General features: G+C 39.3%; 16 protein-coding genes, 1 other RNA gene and 1 pseudogene. 9 read left to right on the top strand and 9 right to left on the bottom strand.

Features of this window, described 5'->3' with window-relative positions; translation table 11 throughout:
* Both GBN19_RS09225 and GBN19_RS16360 read left to right on the top strand, forming a co-directional pair.
* Window positions 1–497 (top strand): IS66 family transposase (locus GBN19_RS09225; RefSeq protein WP_151777932.1); only part of this gene is annotated, 497 nt, incomplete at its 5' end.
* Window positions 498–526: 29 nt separating this feature from the next.
* Window positions 527–604 (top strand): annotated as a pseudogene (locus GBN19_RS16360) (AlpA family transcriptional regulator); the annotation flags it as partial.
* Between the two features lie 176 nt (window positions 605–780).
* Here the strand turns inward: GBN19_RS16360 and GBN19_RS09215 are convergent.
* From GBN19_RS09215 to GBN19_RS09200, 4 genes are read right to left on the bottom strand one after another with little or no spacing between them, the layout of a single operon-like run.
* A complete protein-coding gene (locus GBN19_RS09215; protein WP_151777931.1) occupies window positions 781–1,980 on the bottom strand; it encodes a GIY-YIG nuclease family protein in 1,200 nt (399 codons plus the stop codon).
* A 13-nt stretch (window positions 1,981–1,993) separates the two neighbouring features.
* The gene (locus tag GBN19_RS09210) at window positions 1,994–2,266 is read right to left on the bottom strand and encodes a hypothetical protein (RefSeq protein WP_151777930.1); all 273 of its coding nucleotides are present in this window, start codon (window positions 2,264–2,266) and stop codon (window positions 1,994–1,996) included.
* Window positions 2,267–2,281: 15 nt separating this feature from the next.
* The gene (locus tag GBN19_RS09205; protein WP_151777929.1) at window positions 2,282–4,426 is read right to left on the bottom strand and encodes a DEAD/DEAH box helicase; all 2,145 of its coding nucleotides are present in this window, start codon (window positions 4,424–4,426) and stop codon (window positions 2,282–2,284) included.
* The gene (locus GBN19_RS09200; protein ID WP_151777928.1) at window positions 4,423–7,176 is read right to left on the bottom strand and encodes a class I SAM-dependent DNA methyltransferase; all 2,754 of its coding nucleotides are present in this window, start codon (window positions 7,174–7,176) and stop codon (window positions 4,423–4,425) included. The genes GBN19_RS09205 and GBN19_RS09200 overlap by 4 nt, the downstream gene beginning before the upstream one ends.
* Window positions 7,177–7,445: 269 nt before the next feature.
* On the opposite strand from GBN19_RS09200, the gene GBN19_RS09195 reads away from it, so the two are divergent.
* A complete protein-coding gene (locus GBN19_RS09195) occupies window positions 7,446–8,459 on the top strand; it encodes a Fic family protein (protein ID WP_151777934.1) in 1,014 nt (337 codons plus the stop codon).
* A gap of 22 nt (window positions 8,460–8,481) precedes the next feature.
* Here GBN19_RS09195 and GBN19_RS09190 read toward each other — a convergent pair whose 3' ends face one another.
* The 4 genes from GBN19_RS09190 to GBN19_RS09175 all read right to left on the bottom strand — a co-directional run bounded on the left by GBN19_RS09190 (window position 8,482) and on the right by GBN19_RS09175 (window position 11,040).
* The gene (locus GBN19_RS09190) at window positions 8,482–9,771 is read right to left on the bottom strand and encodes a tyrosine-type recombinase/integrase (RefSeq protein ID WP_151777927.1); all 1,290 of its coding nucleotides are present in this window, start codon (window positions 9,769–9,771) and stop codon (window positions 8,482–8,484) included.
* Window positions 9,772–9,925: 154 nt separating this feature from the next.
* Window positions 9,926–10,110, bottom strand: a non-coding RNA gene (gene ssrS / locus GBN19_RS09185) — 6S RNA.
* 89 nt (window positions 10,111–10,199) lie between these two features.
* Window positions 10,200–10,487 (bottom strand): cell division protein ZapA, encoded by a 288-nt coding sequence (zapA, locus tag GBN19_RS09180; RefSeq protein WP_151708749.1) that lies wholly within the window; start codon window positions 10,485–10,487, stop codon window positions 10,200–10,202.
* Entirely contained in the window at window positions 10,480–11,040 is a 561-nt protein-coding gene (locus tag GBN19_RS09175; protein ID WP_151777926.1) for a hypothetical protein, read from the bottom strand. The genes zapA and GBN19_RS09175 overlap by 8 nt, the downstream gene beginning before the upstream one ends.
* 64 nt (window positions 11,041–11,104) lie before the next feature.
* Between GBN19_RS09175 and GBN19_RS09170 the strand changes: the two genes are divergently transcribed.
* The 6 genes from GBN19_RS09170 to GBN19_RS09145 all read left to right on the top strand — a co-directional run bounded on the left by GBN19_RS09170 (window position 11,105) and on the right by GBN19_RS09145 (window position 16,178).
* Window positions 11,105–11,710, top strand: coding sequence for a UPF0149 family protein (locus GBN19_RS09170; RefSeq protein ID WP_151708751.1), 606 nt, complete (start codon window positions 11,105–11,107; stop codon window positions 11,708–11,710).
* 47 nt (window positions 11,711–11,757) lie between these two features.
* Complete coding sequence (pepP, locus tag GBN19_RS09165) at window positions 11,758–13,089, top strand: Xaa-Pro aminopeptidase (RefSeq protein WP_151777925.1); 1,332 nt, start codon at window positions 11,758–11,760, stop codon at window positions 13,087–13,089.
* 10 nt (window positions 13,090–13,099) lie between these two features.
* Window positions 13,100–14,311: a 2-octaprenyl-6-methoxyphenyl hydroxylase gene (ubiH, locus tag GBN19_RS09160; protein ID WP_151777924.1), complete on the top strand. Its 1,212-nt coding sequence runs from the start codon at window positions 13,100–13,102 to the stop codon at window positions 14,309–14,311.
* Complete coding sequence (locus tag GBN19_RS09155; protein ID WP_151777923.1) at window positions 14,308–15,540, top strand: FAD-dependent monooxygenase; 1,233 nt, start codon at window positions 14,308–14,310, stop codon at window positions 15,538–15,540. The genes ubiH and GBN19_RS09155 overlap by 4 nt, the downstream gene beginning before the upstream one ends.
* Before the next feature lie 144 nt (window positions 15,541–15,684).
* Complete coding sequence (locus GBN19_RS09150; protein WP_151777933.1) at window positions 15,685–15,933, top strand: hypothetical protein; 249 nt, start codon at window positions 15,685–15,687, stop codon at window positions 15,931–15,933.
* Window positions 15,934–16,025: 92 nt separating this feature from the next.
* Window positions 16,026–16,178, top strand: a complete 153-nt coding sequence (locus tag GBN19_RS09145) for an MgtC/SapB family protein (protein WP_228271243.1) — start codon at window positions 16,026–16,028, stop codon at window positions 16,176–16,178.
* A gap of 177 nt (window positions 16,179–16,355) precedes the next feature.
* On the opposite strand, the gene rsmI is transcribed toward GBN19_RS09145, so the two are convergent.
* Window positions 16,356–17,210, bottom strand: coding sequence for a 16S rRNA (cytidine(1402)-2'-O)-methyltransferase (gene rsmI / locus GBN19_RS09140; RefSeq protein ID WP_151777922.1), 855 nt, complete (start codon window positions 17,208–17,210; stop codon window positions 16,356–16,358).
* Window positions 17,211–17,232: the final 22 nt, after the last annotated feature.

Raw genomic sequence — 17,232 nt, 5'->3', positions numbered from 1 at the left:
AACAGGCCTTAGTGCTGATTCAGAAACTGTATGCCATAGAAGCAGAACTCAGGAGAAAGACCGATGGTACAGCAGAACAGCGCCGCGAATACCGACAACAGCATAGTCAACCGGTGATGCAACAACTGTATGAATGGCTCAACCAGCATCAACTGACGGTGCCATCGAGTTCTCCAACCGCCAAGGCCATCAATTACACTCTGAAGCGTTGGCCAGCTTTAAGCCGCTATCTGGATGATGGCAATCTACCGATATGCAACAATTGGGTAGAGAATCAGATGCGTCCCTGGGCGTTGGGGCGCAAGAACTGGCTGTTTGCAGGTTCGCTGCGCAGTGGTCAGCGAGCGGCAAACATCATGACTTTAATCCAGTCAGCAAAGCTGAATGGCTTGGATCCGTATGCCTATTTAAGTGATGTGCTGAAAAGGCTGCCGACACATAAAGTGACCCAGATTGAAGAGTTACTGCCACACTGCTGGAAACCTAAATTGAATTAAAAATTGGTATGGGATTCAGCGGACGCTTACATCTAACAGTTGGACGTGTTGGCTGGTCTGCATTGGAAATCAATCAATGGATTGAATCTAAGTTAGCGGTTTGCTAACTTAGATGGGAGCTTACTGCTCGCTTATTTTTTTGTAGTATAAGGTTAAAAAAGAATCAGATATTCATCGGGGCTAATATTTCAAAAATATGCCTAAAACTTTGGTTAATAGTCACAAAGTATTCTGTACAGCTACCAGTATTCTAGGTTACTAGTAGCCTACTTTGTTAAAATAATTATAATTTTTTTAATATTCCTGTTGATAAGTCATAAACGTAATTATCTATAGTGCCATCTTTAATTCTGGAAATTATTTCATCAATAATATTTATTGGAACCAAAAACCACTCTTGGGGTTTGATAGGATTTCCCAATCTATCTTCAATGACAATATCGAGTTGTGCTGATTGTAAGGCTTTATGAATAAGCTTTTCTAATTTCTGAGGTACAATATTTTCAGGAAGCGAGTAGGTTGCTATTAATTCAACATCAGCCAAAAGGTATGTTGCATCTTTATTAGCGTTCGTAATACGTTTATTTACTTTGCCTGTGGTTACTCCAATTTTATGTAAGACTTGTCTATTCTGTTTGATAAATTCATGGTCAGACAGACTTCGTAATACATATATAGAACCACTTTTAACTTCAATATCAGTCTCTTGTTCTGATAAATTAGTTGAGCCGAACAGGGGGCCAGTGTTTTTTGCAACCAAAATACGCCGACCTACTTTGTCTGTATTCAAAGCTTTTTTTAATGACCGCATTAACAAATTACTTTCAGTCCCATTTGAATAGATTGCTCTTAACCGTGCATCATTTTCTCCATTTGATGCCTTAAAATATTCACCTATTTCTGCAACGTAGACAATTTGTCCATCTACAATAAACCAATCATGTAATTCGATACTTGCATCTTTACCAAATGGTTTTGTGATTCTTAGTCCATCTTCTAGCTCTTTGGAGATTTGATCAAATATCCCTTTGAATACATCAAAGTCTGCACATGCTTTTCGAGTCGCTGTTAGTTCATTTGCTTCACGTTCTTTTTGTGATCTAACATGTTGTAGTAACAGAATATTATCTGCACTTTCAACCTCAATTCCTAATTCAGAAAGTAAGTCATCATCCGCTAATTCTGACATAGTAGATAGTTCTGAGTTTGGGCTACTCAATAAACTATATGAATCAAAATCAGCTAAAACAGATAAGGCATCAGGTTGTTTTTTCAACTGCTCAAGTCTTACAGCATAAATTCGTTCAAAAATATCAGTATCAACTGAGTTCGATGGAACTCTTTGATTTTTTTCGTAGAATTGAATAATTTCTTCAAAGCCAGAGATTAAACGTTCTTCTTTAGCTGTATATGTCACTGACTTAATCGGTGCTAAGTCAATGCCCAACTCCGACAATAATTCGTCATCAGAAAAATCAGCCATAAATTTACCTTGTTTAACCTAAGAGATTGAATTTATCTAAAAATAAAACAACAGACTTCATGCCAGAGCTCTGTTTTATTTTATCTAATCGAGATGCGCATAATTTTTCAAAAATATCTGCATCAGCATGATGTGATGGAACCCTTCGATGATTTTCAAAGAAATGATTAATTTCTTCAAATCCAGAAATCAATCGCGCCTCTAAAGGCGTTAAAAACTTTGGCGATTTTAACTCAAGTTGAATTTCGAGTTCATCTAGAATTTGATCATCTGTAAGTTGCTCCATCACTCACTCTCCGTATTAAGAACCTGCTTTTGCTTTTTCTTGTGCCTTAAATCGAGCAAACGCAGCAACTCCTTCAGCCATACGTTTTTCCCAAGCATCTTGAGAATTTATATCTGGTAAACGACCACGTTCTTTTTTAAATTGCACTGCACGAATTGCTAAGTCTTTAGCCTCTTCAGGGCTTAGATTGATACGTTTAGCAGAAATGTGAGCTTGGACTTGACGCAGTGTAGCCTCATCCATTGCTTTTGAAAGTACGGCATATGCTGATTCAAATGGATTGATGTGATCAATCAAATCAATATCAAGATCTCTTACGTTTATAAACCTCTTTACGCCTTGGATAAAGGCTAAATTTGATTCAGGTTTGTTATCTGAATCTGTAGGTTGGGGCGTAGTTCCACCAAGCGTTTCCTGTGCTTGTTTAAGTTCTTTTTTCGCTTGTTGAATTAGGTTAAAAGCTGCTATAGCATGTTGACGAACTGCTTCTTGATCTTCAGCTTCTAGCTCTGGGTATTTTTCCTGAACAATTTTACCCAACGCTAATTGTGTTAGCTCTTCTGGAACAATATTTTCTTGGTCGAATAAGCCTCGTTCGATTGCTGATTTATTCTGTACAAAGGCTGTGATGATCTCATTCAAATCCTCCTTACAGATTCGATTTGCTTCTTCAGACTCAGGTCTTTTAAGACCATTGATTTCAACATGGACTTGTCCAGTTTTATCATTAATACCTATATTCTTTTTTCCTTTTTGGTAACCATCTTCACCATAATCAAAGCCATCTAAAGCACCTTGATCTTTAGGTGTAAACTCAAAACGAGGAGAGAGCACTTGTTCCATTAATAGGCTTGCTGCAATTGCTTTTAGCATGTCATTGACAGCCTCAACTACTAGCTTATCTGAGGCATCTGGTTCAGCAATCATATTGGTAAATTTGGCACGATGTTTACCTTCGGCATCCCGAGTTGCACGACCAATAATCTGTACAATTTCAGTTAAGCTACTACGATAGCCAATCGTTAAAGCATGTTCACACCAAATCCAATCAAACCCTTCTTTGGCCATACCTAAGGCAATAATGATATCAACATGGTCACGATTAAAACGTTGCTTAGGATCTTTTAGGGCTGTTAACACTTTGGAGCGCTGAGCTGCATCACTATCATCAACTAAATCAGCAACCTTGAGAATTTTCTTAGTACCAGTTTCTGTTGTAATTTCTATTAAATGAAATCCAGTTTGTTCATCTATCCCTTTCCATGAACCAAGTATATCCATAATATTTTGAACTTGTTTATATTTGTCTTCAGGAGGACTTTCTCGAGAATTTACGTTGGGGATATGGATAATCGTTTTTAGGCTAGGATCTAATACTTTCATTACAGCATCGGTATATTTTCCTGTATAGAAGAAATAACCAATATCCAGTGCTTTTAAATAGCTATAACCATTCAATTGCTCATAATAGGTGTAGGTAACAGTCTCAAATTTATTTTCATCAGTTGGGGAGAGTACGGCCTCCGAATCTCCACGGAAATATGAACCTGTCATTGCTACAATATGAGCTTTATCACGCTCAATAAACTGGCTTAATTGATTACCCAATTTATTATCAGGGTTGCTGCTTACATGATGAAATTCATCAATTGCAATCAGTCGATTATCAAATGCTTCAACACCAAGTTCTTCTACTGCAAAGCGGAATGTTGCATGCGTACACACCAATACTTTGTCTTCACCTGCTAAGAATTCACCTACTGCTTTTACTTTTGACTTTGCAACTTTTTCATCGTCAGCATTTGGAGCATTACATAGGTTCCAATGCGGTTGTACTTTCCAATCAGCCCAGAAGCCATGTTTAGTTAATTCTTCATCTGCAAAGCTACTGCCAATAGAACGCTCAGGCACCACAATAAGTGCTTGCTGAATCCCTTGATTGGCTAATTTATCTAAAGCAATAAACATCAATGCTCGTGATTTACCTGACGCTGGTGGTGATTTAATTAGTAGGTATTGTTCACCACGTTTATCATAAGCACGTTCCTGCATTGGGCGCATGCCTAGTTCATTGGCTTTGTTTGATGCTCCTGTACAAGCTGTTTTGATCGAAACAGCAGGAACAGTTCGTTTATTTGTTGGATTTTCTGAAGTTGTCATGCTTTTTTCTTCCCAGCTTGTTTTGCAGTCATTTCTGTATACATTGAAAATAGTTTTTCTAAGCGTTCTGTGTCATTTTTAAAACGACGTCCAATATAAATTCGTTCTAAATAATCATCAATTTGCTTATGTATATCAAAGATGTGATTTGGAAGGTTCTCTAAAGTCATACCATTGTTATAAATATCATTCAATGTAGATGGATATTCTGATTCAATAGCAAGGAGTAACTCTTCAGATAAAGTTGCTAACTCAACCTTCTGATTTGATGTTAACTTAGGTAGTGGGAATGTATGCCAACCAAGATCATTTGAATATCTATAATCTTGTTTTAATTTACCACATACCGCCTCAACCCATAGATGATGTAAGCGACTTGCTAAAATAGCTATTTGAAAAATTTCTCCGTCGTAAATAGCTAACGCTAAATTAGTTGGAATCACATTGTCTTTTACTAATATAGGTATTCGACGTTGTCGCTTTTCAGATGATAAATTCGGTAGAATTATTGCTGAATGACTTTGGGTATGTCTATCCCTGAAAGCATGTGGAGTTTCTGCAAGTTTAGGTGCACTCGATGTCTTTCTAAACTCTTTACAAAGTTCAATTTTTTCCTTTATCAGACCAATATTTATAGCCGCATCTAAATCATTATCTTCAATCCATAAACAATAACGTATTAGCCCTTGATTAATTTCCTTAGCTCCAACAACTCTTTTAACAAACTTCATTGCCTCAGGCACATTAGCCTTTAAATATTCAACTTCATTATTTGAAATAAATAAATTCCCACCATCTAAAGGCATATTACCCGAACGCATCACTTGTAAATCCATTGAAAGTGGTTTTTTTCTCTTTTCAACAATTACATTATCAAAATCAATCAAATACCCATTTATTTTATTTGCTTCAGTTTTCTCATTCAAAGTAAATATATATTTTTTCTTATTATTAACTTGTCTCAACCCAATAATAACACAATACACCGAAGCATTATTCGCTGCATTATTCGACCACGGAAAAGATGTATACGCGAAACTAATTTCACACCCTAAGTCAAAAACAATCGGCCAAAAAGTTGGTACATGTCTTCCTTGCACAACTGAATTTGTTGACACTAGAGCCGCTGAAGCTTGTGTATATTTGCAATATTCAGCAGCTTTCAAATAAAAAGCTGTCACATAATCTAGCTCCCCAAAACTACTCATGTATTTAGACATATAGAATTTCATATCTTCTCTTTGCGCATCATTCTTTTTTTTCTGACCTGCAAAAGGCGGATTACCGCAAATATAAATTTCCCCCCCTTCATTTTCAAAATCAATTTCTACTTGATCAAGTGGCGATGCAAAAAAATCATCAGCAACTAATTTAACAGCACTACCTGTCGGTGGACATACACTCAACCAATCTAAACGAATTGAATTTCCACAAATAATCCAATTCTCTTTAGAAAGTGGCAATACTGTTTGTAAAGCTTCAATCTGACCACAGTACTGAACATTCGACTGATACTCAGCAATCACCAATGCTAAACGAGCAATCTCAGCTGGAAAGCTATTGATCTCAATACCACGGAAATTCGTCAGTGGAATGTCTGTTGCACGTCCTTCTTCATTACGAAGCTCATTAATTTGAGCCTCAATTTTACGTAACTCTTTATAGGCAATGACAAGGAAATTTCCTGAACCACATGCAGGATCAAACACACGAATACGTGCAATACGCTTACGTAAATTGAGCAGCTTTAAAGGACTTTCTTTGGACGCTTCTAATTGTTCGTTTAAATCATCCAAGAATAGAGGATTTAGTACCTTTAAGATGTTTGGCACACTGGTATAGTGCATCCCCAATGAACCGCGTTCATCATCATTAGTAACCGCTTGAATCATTGAACCAAAAATATCTGGATTAATTTTTTGCCAGTTTAATTCGCCAGCATGCAACAAGTAAGTACGAGCTATCTTAGAAAATTTAGGCACCTCAGTACTACCCGAGAATAAGCCACCATTTACATAAGGGAATCTTTTTGCCCACACAGGAAGTTTGGTCGTATCACGCTCTGAATGGTCTACATTCATCGCATGAAATAAGGTACTAATGACTTCATGTGTATTGCTTGAGTCACGTTCGGACATTTGTTCTATGGTCTGAGTAAAAATTCCATTAGGTTTAAATATTTCAGTGTCTTCTGCGAAGAAGCAAAAGATTAAACGTGCCATGAAATGGTTCATGTCTTGGCGACATTCTTCAGTCGCCCAATCTGGATTTTCTTTTAATAATTCGATGTAGAGTTTATTTAAACGTCCCGTTGCACGTACATCAATCGGGTTATCTTTAATTTCCCGAATAGTTGATATACCTGCCAATGGTAAGAAAAACCCGAAGTGTTCTGCAAACTTAGAAAACTCAGAACTAATAGTTTCACCAGAAATAAGGTCTTCAGCTTGTAAACTAAGGCCATCAGTAGCCAGAATGAATTTGGCTTTTGCCTTCTCTGTAGCTTTACTTTCTCGTAAAACCGTTAATGTTTCAGATACCTTGTATTGGTCACATACTGCAATATGAATATGACTGCGTTGTAGAACACCATTAGAAATATCTGATTTATTACTTACACCAGTTTTTAATTGTTTGATAGTTGTTTCTTTATTGCCAAAAGCTCTTAAAAAGTCATAAGCAAACTCTTGAGCATCAAATGGCTTTTCTGCAAGTTCGGATACGGCTGCTTCAATTTCTACGGCATTCATTGGAATAATAGGCTAGTTACAAATAATGCTGTAAATATTATCAGAGATACTCAGAATATGTTGTGACTCTTATAGAAAGAGAGGGCATATTAATTTTGATAATTAAACTTCAAACAAAGATTTCATTTTAGTAATTTATTACAAGGTTGTAGTCGGAGCTGTATAATTATTTGATTGTCTTATTGTTAGAGATTTAAATTTTTATTATTTTTAGCATAAACAACATATTCATTTGTAATATCTTCAGACTGGAATGGCATAGAGAAATGATGAAATACCAACCGCCTTATACAATCACATCAAAAATCATTCATCTGATAGCCCAGATTAGTGAGAATATAGGGCGTTTGACTGTTTTAGAAGAAATTCAGGAAAGCCTAAAACTCAGAAAAGCCAATCGTATTAGAACAATTCAAGGCTCACTTGCAATTGAGGGTAATACGCTGAGTACCGAGCAAATCACAGCCATTCTGAATGGTAAACCTGTCATTGCACCTCCTAAAGAAGTTCAAGAAGTGCGTAATGCGATTAAAGCTTATGAAACATTTCAAAAGTGGCAGCCAAGCCAAGAATTTGATTTATTACAAGCACATCAAATTTTGATGACAGGCTTGATTGATGAAGTCGGTCAATATCGTCATGGTGGTGTGGGCGTAATGTCAGGAGATAGAGTGGTGCATATGGCTCCACCTGCTAATCAAATTAACCGTTTGATGGTTGATTTACTCAACTGGCTAAATGACAGCGAAGAACATCCATTGATTAAAAGCTCTGTGTTTCATTATGAATTTGAGTTTATACATCCATTTGCAGATGGGAATGGTCGTATGGGGCGACTTTGGCAAACATTAATACTCAGCAGATGGAATCCTATCTTTGCCAATATTCCAGTAGAAAGCCTGATTTATCAAAATCAAAAAGCCTATTATGAAGCTTTACAGACAAGTACAGACCGTGCTAATTCGGCTCCTTTTATTGAATTTATATTGCAAATGATTTTAGATGCAATTCTGAATTCTACAGAAAACGATCAAGCTACCGCTCAAGCTAGCGTACAAGTTACCGATCAAGCTAGCGTACAAGTTACCGATCAAGTTAAGAGCCTGATTTCAATAATGGAAGCAGGCGAATATACTTTGGCAGAGTTGATGCAGCTTTTGGGTTTATCTCATCGTGCAACATTTCAACAAAATTACCTGAACCCTGCTATTGAAGCAGGTTTCATTGAACGAACTATTCCAGATAAGCCTAAAAGTCCAAAACAAAAATATAAATTGAGATAACGGTGCTTTTTATAAATCGGGACTATACGCTATTTTTATATTCTCGATTTAAGATGATTTGCTTGATATCTTCAGGAATCAGTACGTTTTCAATAGAATTCATTGCCTTACGTAAATCATCAAAAGATACCTGAATATATCCATCGGTTACGTCATGACTATTGTCTTCAATCGTGTGGTTAATCAAGCGTTTGATCGTATAGCTTCCGATGGCTAAACTATTTGCGACTGAACTGAAAGTACGGCGTAGGTCATGGAATGTAAAAGCAATCCCAGACTCTTGAGCGACTTTCAATCTTGCAGCTCTTCGGTCACTAACATGAGATTCACCACTCCGATCAGTAAATACATACAGATGATCGCCAGCTCTTTTTTTACGTTCCTGCATGATCTGCCAAAGTAGTTCACCCATAGGTAAAGTTAGGTCTTCACCATTTTTAGTGTCAGTAACTGTGATCGTTCCATATTTCAGATCAATATTTTTCCACTCTAAGCGCTCAGCTTCATTGCGTCTAAACCCTGTTAAAGCAAGCAGCAATAGAAAATCTTGGTTGGTATAGGCTCGAAAATCATCATTTTGTTCACCTACCCAAGATGATGTTACGACTGCATTGACCCATGCATGATGTTGATCTGATCTTACATAGGTTCTACGGCGCTTAATTCTGTTTAATGCATTATTTTGGGTAATGATCTTAGCTGGATTTTCAGTCGTCACTATAAATTCATCTTTGTCATTCAAGTAGTGCTTCGCACAATAGTTAAAAAGAGCATGAAGAAACTTAATTGATAGGTTTGCTTGAGCAGGACTATTTTTTGATAATTCTGCAAAGCGTTCCTGCACCATTTTTTTAGTAATAGAAGTAAGCTTTAAATCATTCCAGTCCTGAAAGTAGTTATTTATACAAATATCATAGGCAATCAATGATGCAGATGATAAAGCTTTCTTCTCTTTATAAAACTCATAGGCATCTTTCAATGTTGGGATTTGTTTGTTTCTTGCCGTTTCTTGCTTGATCTTGGTAGATGCTTCTTGTTTTAAAGTATTTGGATCAATCCCTTTGGAGATCATTAACAGATATTCACGTGCTTTCTCGCGTGCTTGAGCCACTGTCCATACACCATGTTGTCCGATGGTAGTACGGCATGTTTTACCTCCGGGTAACTTCTTTTCAACGATATAACTTTTACTTTTAGTCACACGTAAAGCAAAGCCTTGTAGCTCTGAGTCTTTGTAGAAAATTTGTTTGTCTGGAGAGAGGGGAAGGCTTTCAACAAATGTTTTGGTGAGTTTATATTTATTTGTGGTCATGATTGAACGGTACTTATGCAATAAGTATCGATAATAAAAGACACAGATCAATATTTCTAGTGGCTACATGGTGGCTACATAAGGGGGTATTTATAATTTTCAGAGATTTTTATTGAACACGATATTTTATAGGTTGTTATTTTTATTGTAAAAATAGTACTCCGAAGATGCCGCTGCATGTCGTTACCCTTGAACCCTAAAGTTCAAGGTGGACGCGACGCATACTTGCTGGGTGTCCTACTCAAGGTAGGCATACGCTCTAAATATGCAGAACGCAATCCTAAAGTAAAAGTATCGGCTCAGGGGAATTCGACCCGCTGGCGAACATCTCAGAGACTATACACAGTATAACCAATAACAAACAGGATGCAAATCGCTTCGATGAGTGCATTGTTAAGTTATTTTTCAAGTGTTGCTGATTTGTGCGGTTATTTCGTCATCTCTTCAACTTCTGCAAGTAAACTACTCATAATTCGCTCACAATGCGTATATTCTTGCAGAGATTTGTTGAGAGCCAAGACTTCTTGCATTAATTCTAATGCCACCATAATGACCAATTTGTTATGTTCAACTCGTGGTGCATTACGGCGAAATTCTTGAAATTTTTCATTGAGTAGTTCAGCCGCTTTTTCTAAATCTGGCTTTTTTTCGACTGTAGTAGCTAAGCGAAAAACCTGCTCAATCATGCGTAACTCGACAGTGACGGCCTCACTCATGTGAATTTTCCTCATTTTGTTCAGTAGGATGGGCAAGCTGCTGAATTTCTTGGGTGTATTGATCTTGTTCTGTCCCTAGCACGGACAGACGATGAATGATGGCTTCAACTTTGGACTTTGCTTGCTCATTTTTTTGAATCAAACGTTCTTGCTCTTGCTTTAATGCCGCAATTTCCTGCTGTGCATGTTTAGAATCATTTTGCAGTTTTTCTTTGACAACGCGTAATTCATTGCGTTCATTCAAAATTTCCTGAAAACGATTTTTAAGATCGGTACAACTTTTTTCCAAACGATTGTAACGATCAGCCAAGGTGGTTGCATCTTGGTTAAGTTGTTTATATTGAGATTGCAGGTTGCCTAAACTATCTTGCAATGTATCAATTTCATCTTGCTTTTGCGTAATGATGCTATTTTTCTGCGTCAAATGTGCATGATGTTGTTCATCGCTTTGCTGTTTCGAGGCAAGCAGAGAAGTATTTTCACGCTCAAAATGCGCTAAACGGTTTTTCACTACCGCAATATGTGCCTGAAGGCGCTTTAATTCTTCTAACATAACGTGGTCGCACAGTGTTGCAAACAAAGGTAATATATACGAAGTATAGAGATTGGATAAACGAATGCAAGACGATATTTCTGGTTGGTCAGAGTGGGAACGTAATTTTTCTTCAATCGAAGAAATTTCAAGCCCGAGTGAGTTACATGGCCTGTTGACAGGTATAGTTTGTGTGACCCAGCCGCCTAGCCGTGAAGAATGGTTACAAATTTTAGAAACACTGAATGTACCCACATTAAACGAAGATGCACTGCTACTTTTAGCAGATGAAGCTGAAGATGTAGCGCATGCGTTAACAGAAGATGAACTCGACTATTTACCTTTACTGCCAGATGATGACCATGTTCTTGAAGAACGTGTACAAGCCCTTGCGGACTGGTGTGCGGGTGTTGTTCTCGGTTTTGGTTTGGCATCTGGACACTTGCGTCAAGATGAAATGGAACTGATTGAACATTTGCAAGAAGTCGCTGCGGTCGAGTTTGAAGATTCGGACAATGATGAAGAAGGTGAAATCAGTTATCAGGAGCTGTATGAGTTTGTACGTCTAATTCCTGTGAGCTTATCGATTGGACGTAAAAAAACTGAAGTTTCAGAAAGTTCATTGCTGCAAAAGAAACAGCAAAAAAATAGTACTGTTGTAGAAATGTTTACTCCACATCGTCCAAGTTAATTGGATGATGTGTACATCACCTTATTAGATTGATAAAGAAGAACATCATGAAATTGACTCAAATTGATTTTCAACAGCGCCGTGCGCAACTGGCACAGAAAATGGGTGCAAATAGTATTGCGATTATTGCAACGAGTCCTGTGGCTTATCGTAATCGTGATGCAGACTATAAGTTTCGTGCTGATAGCAGCTTCTTTTATTTGACAGGATTTGCTGAGCCAGAAGCCGTTGCGGTGATTGAAACATTTGAGTCGGGTGATGAATATAGTTATAGCTTGTTTTGCCGTGAGCGAAACCGTGAGCTTGAAATCTGGAATGGATATCGGGCAGGTATTGATGGCGCGATAGATGATTATGATGCAGATGAAGCTTATGCGATTGATCTGCTTGATGAAGAAATTCTTGAAAAATTAGTGAATAAAGATCGTCTTTATTATCGGATTGGTCATCAAACTGAATTTGATGCCCGTGTCAGCCAATGGCTGAAAAAAGCCGATGCTCAGCAACGGCAGGGGCACGGTTCTCCAGCACAAGTCGTGCAGTTAGATCGAATTGTCGATGAAATGCGTTTGATTAAATCAACACAAGAAATTGAATTGATGCAGATTGCTTCCAAGATTAGTGCCAAGGCACATACTCGTGCCATGCAAGCTGTTCATCCTGACATGATGGAATATGCGCTTGAAGCTGAGCTGAATTATATCTTTGGGCAAAATGGCTGTGTTCCATCGTATAACAGTATTGTTGGTGGTGGCGCGAATGGCTGTATTTTGCACTATGTCGAGAACAATCAAGTGCTGAAAGATGGTGATTTGGTTCTGATTGATGCTGCGTGTGAATATGAATGTTATGCCTCAGACATTACTCGAACATTTCCTGTCAATGGTAAATTCTCCGCAGAACAAAAAGCGCTGTATGAGGTGGTTTTGGCATCGCAATATGCTGCAATTGATGCTGTACGTGTCGGAAATTCATATCGTGAGCCACATGCTGTTGCAACCAAAATTTTAACCGAAGGTTTGCTGGATTTAGGTCTACTCAAAGGTGAGTTGAATGAGCTTTTAGAAACCGAAGCTTATCGTCAATTTTATATGCATGGTACAGGTCACTGGCTAGGTATGGATGTGCATGATGTGGGTGCATATAAAACTGCAGGTGAATGGCGTGCCTATGAAGCTGGTATGGTGGTGACGGTTGAACCTGGGCTTTATATTGCTCCAGATGATGAAACAGTGGATGAAAAATGGCGTGGCATCGGCATTCGGATTGAAGATGATGTGGTGGTTACAACACATGGTCCACGTGTACTGACTTCAGATGTAGTCAAAGAAATCGCAGATATTGAAAAATTAATGGCTGAAGCGCGTTTGTCTAAATAGGGGTTCAAAGATGCAACAACAAGTGATTATTGTTGGTGGTGGTATGGTTGGACTCAGTTTGGCATTGATGTTGGCTAAGGCCAAGATTGAAGTCAAATTACTTGAGGCGATTCAATATCCTCAATTTGCTGAAGGGCAACAGGAAATCCCGTATCACTCGAGTTTTGATGCGCGAAATAGTGCCTTGTCACGTCGTAGTGTACAGATTTATCAGCAGCTTGGTTTGTGGGATGTGTTGCAACAGCATGCGACGCCTATTCTGCAAGTCCATATCACCGAGCAAGGCAGTTTTGGGAAGGCACGTTTGGTGGCTGAACAGGAAAATGTCGAGAGCTTCGGACAGGTCATTGAAAATGCTTGGCTTGGACGAGTTTTACTGACTCAAGTCCGTCAGCAGCCTCTGATTGAATTGATTGATGGCATACAAGTGACTGCATTAACTCAAAATGCTGAGCAAGTCACGATTCAGGCAAAACGTGGCGAAGAAGAACTTAAATTCACTTCAAAGTTACTGATCGCTGCCGATGGTCGTGATTCGTTATGCCGTCAGGCGCTCGGTGTGGGTGTTGATGAGCATGATTATGATCAGGTTGCGATTGTCACCACGGTACAAACCTCTAAACCACATCAACACGTCGGTTTTGAGCGTTTTAGTCCTTTAGGTCCATTGGCATTATTGCCTTTACCAGGTGAATATCGCCGTTCTGTAGTCTGGCCTGTGAAAAAAGGCACAGAGCATGAGTGGTTGGGTGAGGAAAATGATCAGCATTTCCTTGATGCCTTACAGCAAACCTATGGTGATCGAGCAGGATGTTTTGAGAAAACAGGCAAGCGTTTCTGCTATCCGTTATCGCAAGTGCTTGCCCACCAACAAGCGGTGGGTCGTGTGGTGATTATGGGCAATGCTGCACATACCTTACATCCTGTCGCAGGGCAAGGTTTTAACCTGTGTCTGCGTGATGCCGATGTGTTGTTGCGTTTTATCCGCCATCAGCTTGAAGTGTCCGACGATATTGGTGATGCAGAGATGCTCAAAGCCTATGAGCAATCCCGTTTGAAAGATCAGCAACGCGTGATCAAGTTCTGTGACAGTGTTGTGCGTGGTTTTAGTAACAATAACCCTGTACTGAAAGTTTTGCGTAATGCAGGTCTGATTGCATTTGATGTGATTCCAGGGGTGAAACCTTTGGTGGCCAGTTATGCAATGGGGTTAAAAGCATGAGTCAATATGATGTCGTGATTATTGGTGGCGGCTTGGTGGGTGGCTTAACAGCTTTGCTTTTGGCGCAAGGCGGCGTACAGGCGACAGTCCTTGATGCAGCACCCATTTTAGATGCAGACAGAGTTTTAGCTGAGCCGAATCCACGTGTTTTAGCACTAAGCCATGCCACCATGCATTTGTTGCAAAAAGTTGGTGTGTGGGAATTATTGGCTCGGCATATGCCTTATACGGGTATGCAGGTTTGGAATCAAAATGGTTATGGCGAAATTAGTTTTGGTCAGACCAGCGCAAGTTTTCCAATTGCTGAGCAGTGGCTCGGCTCAATGGTCGAACCGAGTGTCTTGAATCTTGCGATTCAGCAAAAAATGCAGCAACAGATTCAGGATTATCGGACTCAAGTTCGAGTGGCAGATCTACAACAGCTTCCCCAAGGTTGGCAAATCACTTTGGCAGATGGTGAGATGTTGCAAGCCAAGCTGGTGATTGGGGCAGATGGTGCGAATTCATTTGTCCGTGACCAAGCCATGATCGGGTTGGATATTTTAGATTACCATCAAGCTGCAATCAGCTGTGCGATTAAGACCACACAGCCACATGAGTATGTCGCACGTCAGATTTTCTTGCCGACAGGCCCATTGGCGTATTTACCAATGTGCAGTCTGAAACCTGAAGAGCAGGGTGACTGGCAGTCGATTGTTTGGACTTTGCCTGATGATTATGCTGAAGAATATCAAAAACTTGATGATGCAGCCTTTATGCAATTGCTCAATCAAGCCAGTTTGCATATGTTGGGTGAAGTCGTTGAGGTCACACCGCGCGCAAGTTTTCCACTCAAAGCACGTTCGGCTGAACATTATGTCAAAGCAGGTCTGGCTTTGATCGGCGATGCTGCCCATGTGATTCATCCGTTGGCAGGGCAAGGGGTCAATATTGGCTGTTTAGATGCTGCTGTACTCTGTGATGTACTCCTTCATGATTTGTCCCGTAGTGTCTGGGCACATGAGCAAACACTACGTCGTTATGCCCACTTACGCAAAGGACAAAATGAAGCCATGATGCATAGCATGTCTGCAATTGGCTGGCTTGAAAGCGCTCAGTTAACACCTTTGGTTTGGGCAAGAAACTGGGGTTTAAAACAAGTTCAAAAACATGAATTTGTAAAAGATTTATTTATGCAGCAAGCCAGTGGATTGGGGGCATTAAAATCGACCCGTTATGCAGTTTTGTGACTGGCCGATGTTTTTTTGTCTAAAAACTGAGAATTTTTTAATTTACCCTCTTTGCGATTGCAAAATAGATTGATACATTTCTCCCTAATCGTTAAATGCTGCAATGACAGTTTACGCAGAGCATAATTGGGGGAGTTAGTCATGATGGATGAAATGAATAATTACGACGATGCAGATGATGCTATTGTCGATGATGATGAAGCAAAAGCCGCAGAGAAAGGCGCAAGTAATGCCGATGAAAATGTCAGTGATGTTGATCTTGCTGAAGCTGAAACCTTGACGGTAACGGCGAAACAAAAGCAACGCCAAGCACTAGAAGATGAAATCGCTGCATTCCTTGCGCGTGGTGGAAAAATCACAGAAGTTCCACCAGATGAAACGGCTGAGGACTAAAGCAAATTAAAAAAAGCACTAGTTGATCTAGTGCTTTTTTATTGGGCAATCCATCATAATCATTTTATCAATAAGAATAATATGGATGTGCCATGAGTCTAACGATACATACTTTTTATGAAACAGTCACTTTCCAAGATTGGATTGCTGTTTTGGCGGCAGCGCTCGGTTGTGGCTTACTGATGGGGTTAGAGCGTGAGCGACATCAATCTAAAGAGCACAAGCAAGCCACTGCTGCTCCATAAATATCAAAAGAAGAATCTCAATGGAGTTTCTTCTTATTTTCGCCATTTTTTATCAGGTACAAAGAGTGGTCTTTATAAATTGCAGCAATGGTGGAGGCTGCAAGATGAAAGTTTGTACTCAGAAATTCAAATGTTCTTGTGCTATGTGTATCATCAAACTCGATTGGTCTTGATGATTTAGATGTACCTGTTTTCCTGTGCTTGAGTTAATTCTAAAGCACGCTGATAGGCAATTTTCTTTTTCATTCCTGTCAGATCAGCCACAATTTGTGCAGCGGCTTTGACTGAAACGTCTTGTAGCAAGCGATTCAGCCATTCATCAAGTTTGGCTTGGCTTAAATCTTTTTCAGTCGCGGCTCCACCAATCACCAGTACAATTTCACCTTTTTGCTGGTTATGATCGCGTTCAATAAATTCAACCAATTCACCCAGCGTCATTTTCTTAATGGTTTCAAAAGTCTTGGTAATTTCGCGAGCAAACCCAATCGCACGTTCTGCACCAAATACATCTCTCATGTCTTTAACGCATTCTAAAATACGATGTGGTGCTTCATAAAAAATAAGTGTCTGTGTTTCATCTTTGAGTTTTTCAAGCTGAATCAAACGCTGTGAAGACTTAGAGGGTAAAAAACCTTCAAAGCTAAAACGGTCACTTGGTAAACCCACTGCACTAAGCGCTGCAATTGCTGCGCAAGCTCCAGGCACAGGCGTTACACGGATACCGTGTTCTTGAGCAGCACGAACCAATTTAAAACCTGGATCGCTAATCAGTGGCGTTCCTGCATCGCTAATCAGCGCAAGATTTTCACCATTTTTTAGTTTTTCAATGAGTTGATGAATTTTATTGGCTTCGTTATGATCATGACAGGCAGTAAGCGGTGTCTCAATATTAAAATGTTTGAGCAATTGTGCCGATTGGCGAGTATCTTCAGCAGCAATCAGGCTGACTGACTTTAGAACTTGAATTGCACGAAAGGTCATGTCATCTAAGTGTCCAATTGGGGTAGCAACAACAAATAACTGAGCACTCATTTCATTCTCCAACAGGCAATCA

Origin of the sequence: Acinetobacter brisouii (genome assembly GCF_008993995.1) — a bacterium.
Lineage (GTDB): Bacteria > Pseudomonadota > Gammaproteobacteria > Pseudomonadales > Moraxellaceae > Acinetobacter > Acinetobacter brisouii_A.
Note: the sequence above shows the minus strand (reverse complement) of the source record. Positions and strands in the feature narration are given on the sequence as shown.

Excerpts from the sequence above, each read along its gene's own strand:
- GBN19_RS09205 (WP_151777929.1), bottom strand. The coding sequence starts at position 4,426 with ATGACAACTTCAGAAAATCCAACAAATAAACGAACTGTTCCTGCTGTT.
- pepP (WP_151777925.1), top strand. The coding sequence starts at position 11,758 with ATGAAATTGACTCAAATTGATTTTCAACAGCGCCGTGCGCAACTGGCA.
- GBN19_RS09150 (WP_151777933.1), top strand. The coding sequence starts at position 15,685 with ATGGATGAAATGAATAATTACGACGATGCAGATGATGCTATTGTCGAT.
- GBN19_RS09200 (WP_151777928.1), bottom strand. The coding sequence starts at position 7,176 with ATGAATGCCGTAGAAATTGAAGCAGCCGTATCCGAACTTGCAGAAAAG.
- GBN19_RS09190 (WP_151777927.1), bottom strand. The coding sequence starts at position 9,771 with ATGACCACAAATAAATATAAACTCACCAAAACATTTGTTGAAAGCCTT.
- GBN19_RS09175 (WP_151777926.1), bottom strand. The coding sequence starts at position 11,040 with ATGTTAGAAGAATTAAAGCGCCTTCAGGCACATATTGCGGTAGTGAAA.
- GBN19_RS09195 (WP_151777934.1), top strand. The coding sequence starts at position 7,446 with ATGAAATACCAACCGCCTTATACAATCACATCAAAAATCATTCATCTG.
- GBN19_RS09155 (WP_151777923.1), top strand. The coding sequence starts at position 14,308 with ATGAGTCAATATGATGTCGTGATTATTGGTGGCGGCTTGGTGGGTGGC.
- rsmI (WP_151777922.1), bottom strand. The coding sequence starts at position 17,210 with ATGAGTGCTCAGTTATTTGTTGTTGCTACCCCAATTGGACACTTAGAT.
- GBN19_RS09215 (WP_151777931.1), bottom strand. The coding sequence starts at position 1,980 with ATGGCTGATTTTTCTGATGACGAATTATTGTCGGAGTTGGGCATTGAC.
- ubiH (WP_151777924.1), top strand. The coding sequence starts at position 13,100 with ATGCAACAACAAGTGATTATTGTTGGTGGTGGTATGGTTGGACTCAGT.
- GBN19_RS09145 (WP_228271243.1), top strand. The coding sequence starts at position 16,026 with ATGAGTCTAACGATACATACTTTTTATGAAACAGTCACTTTCCAAGAT.
- GBN19_RS09210 (WP_151777930.1), bottom strand. The coding sequence starts at position 2,266 with ATGGAGCAACTTACAGATGATCAAATTCTAGATGAACTCGAAATTCAA.
- zapA (WP_151708749.1), bottom strand. The coding sequence starts at position 10,487 with ATGAGTGAGGCCGTCACTGTCGAGTTACGCATGATTGAGCAGGTTTTT.
- GBN19_RS09170 (WP_151708751.1), top strand. The coding sequence starts at position 11,105 with ATGCAAGACGATATTTCTGGTTGGTCAGAGTGGGAACGTAATTTTTCT.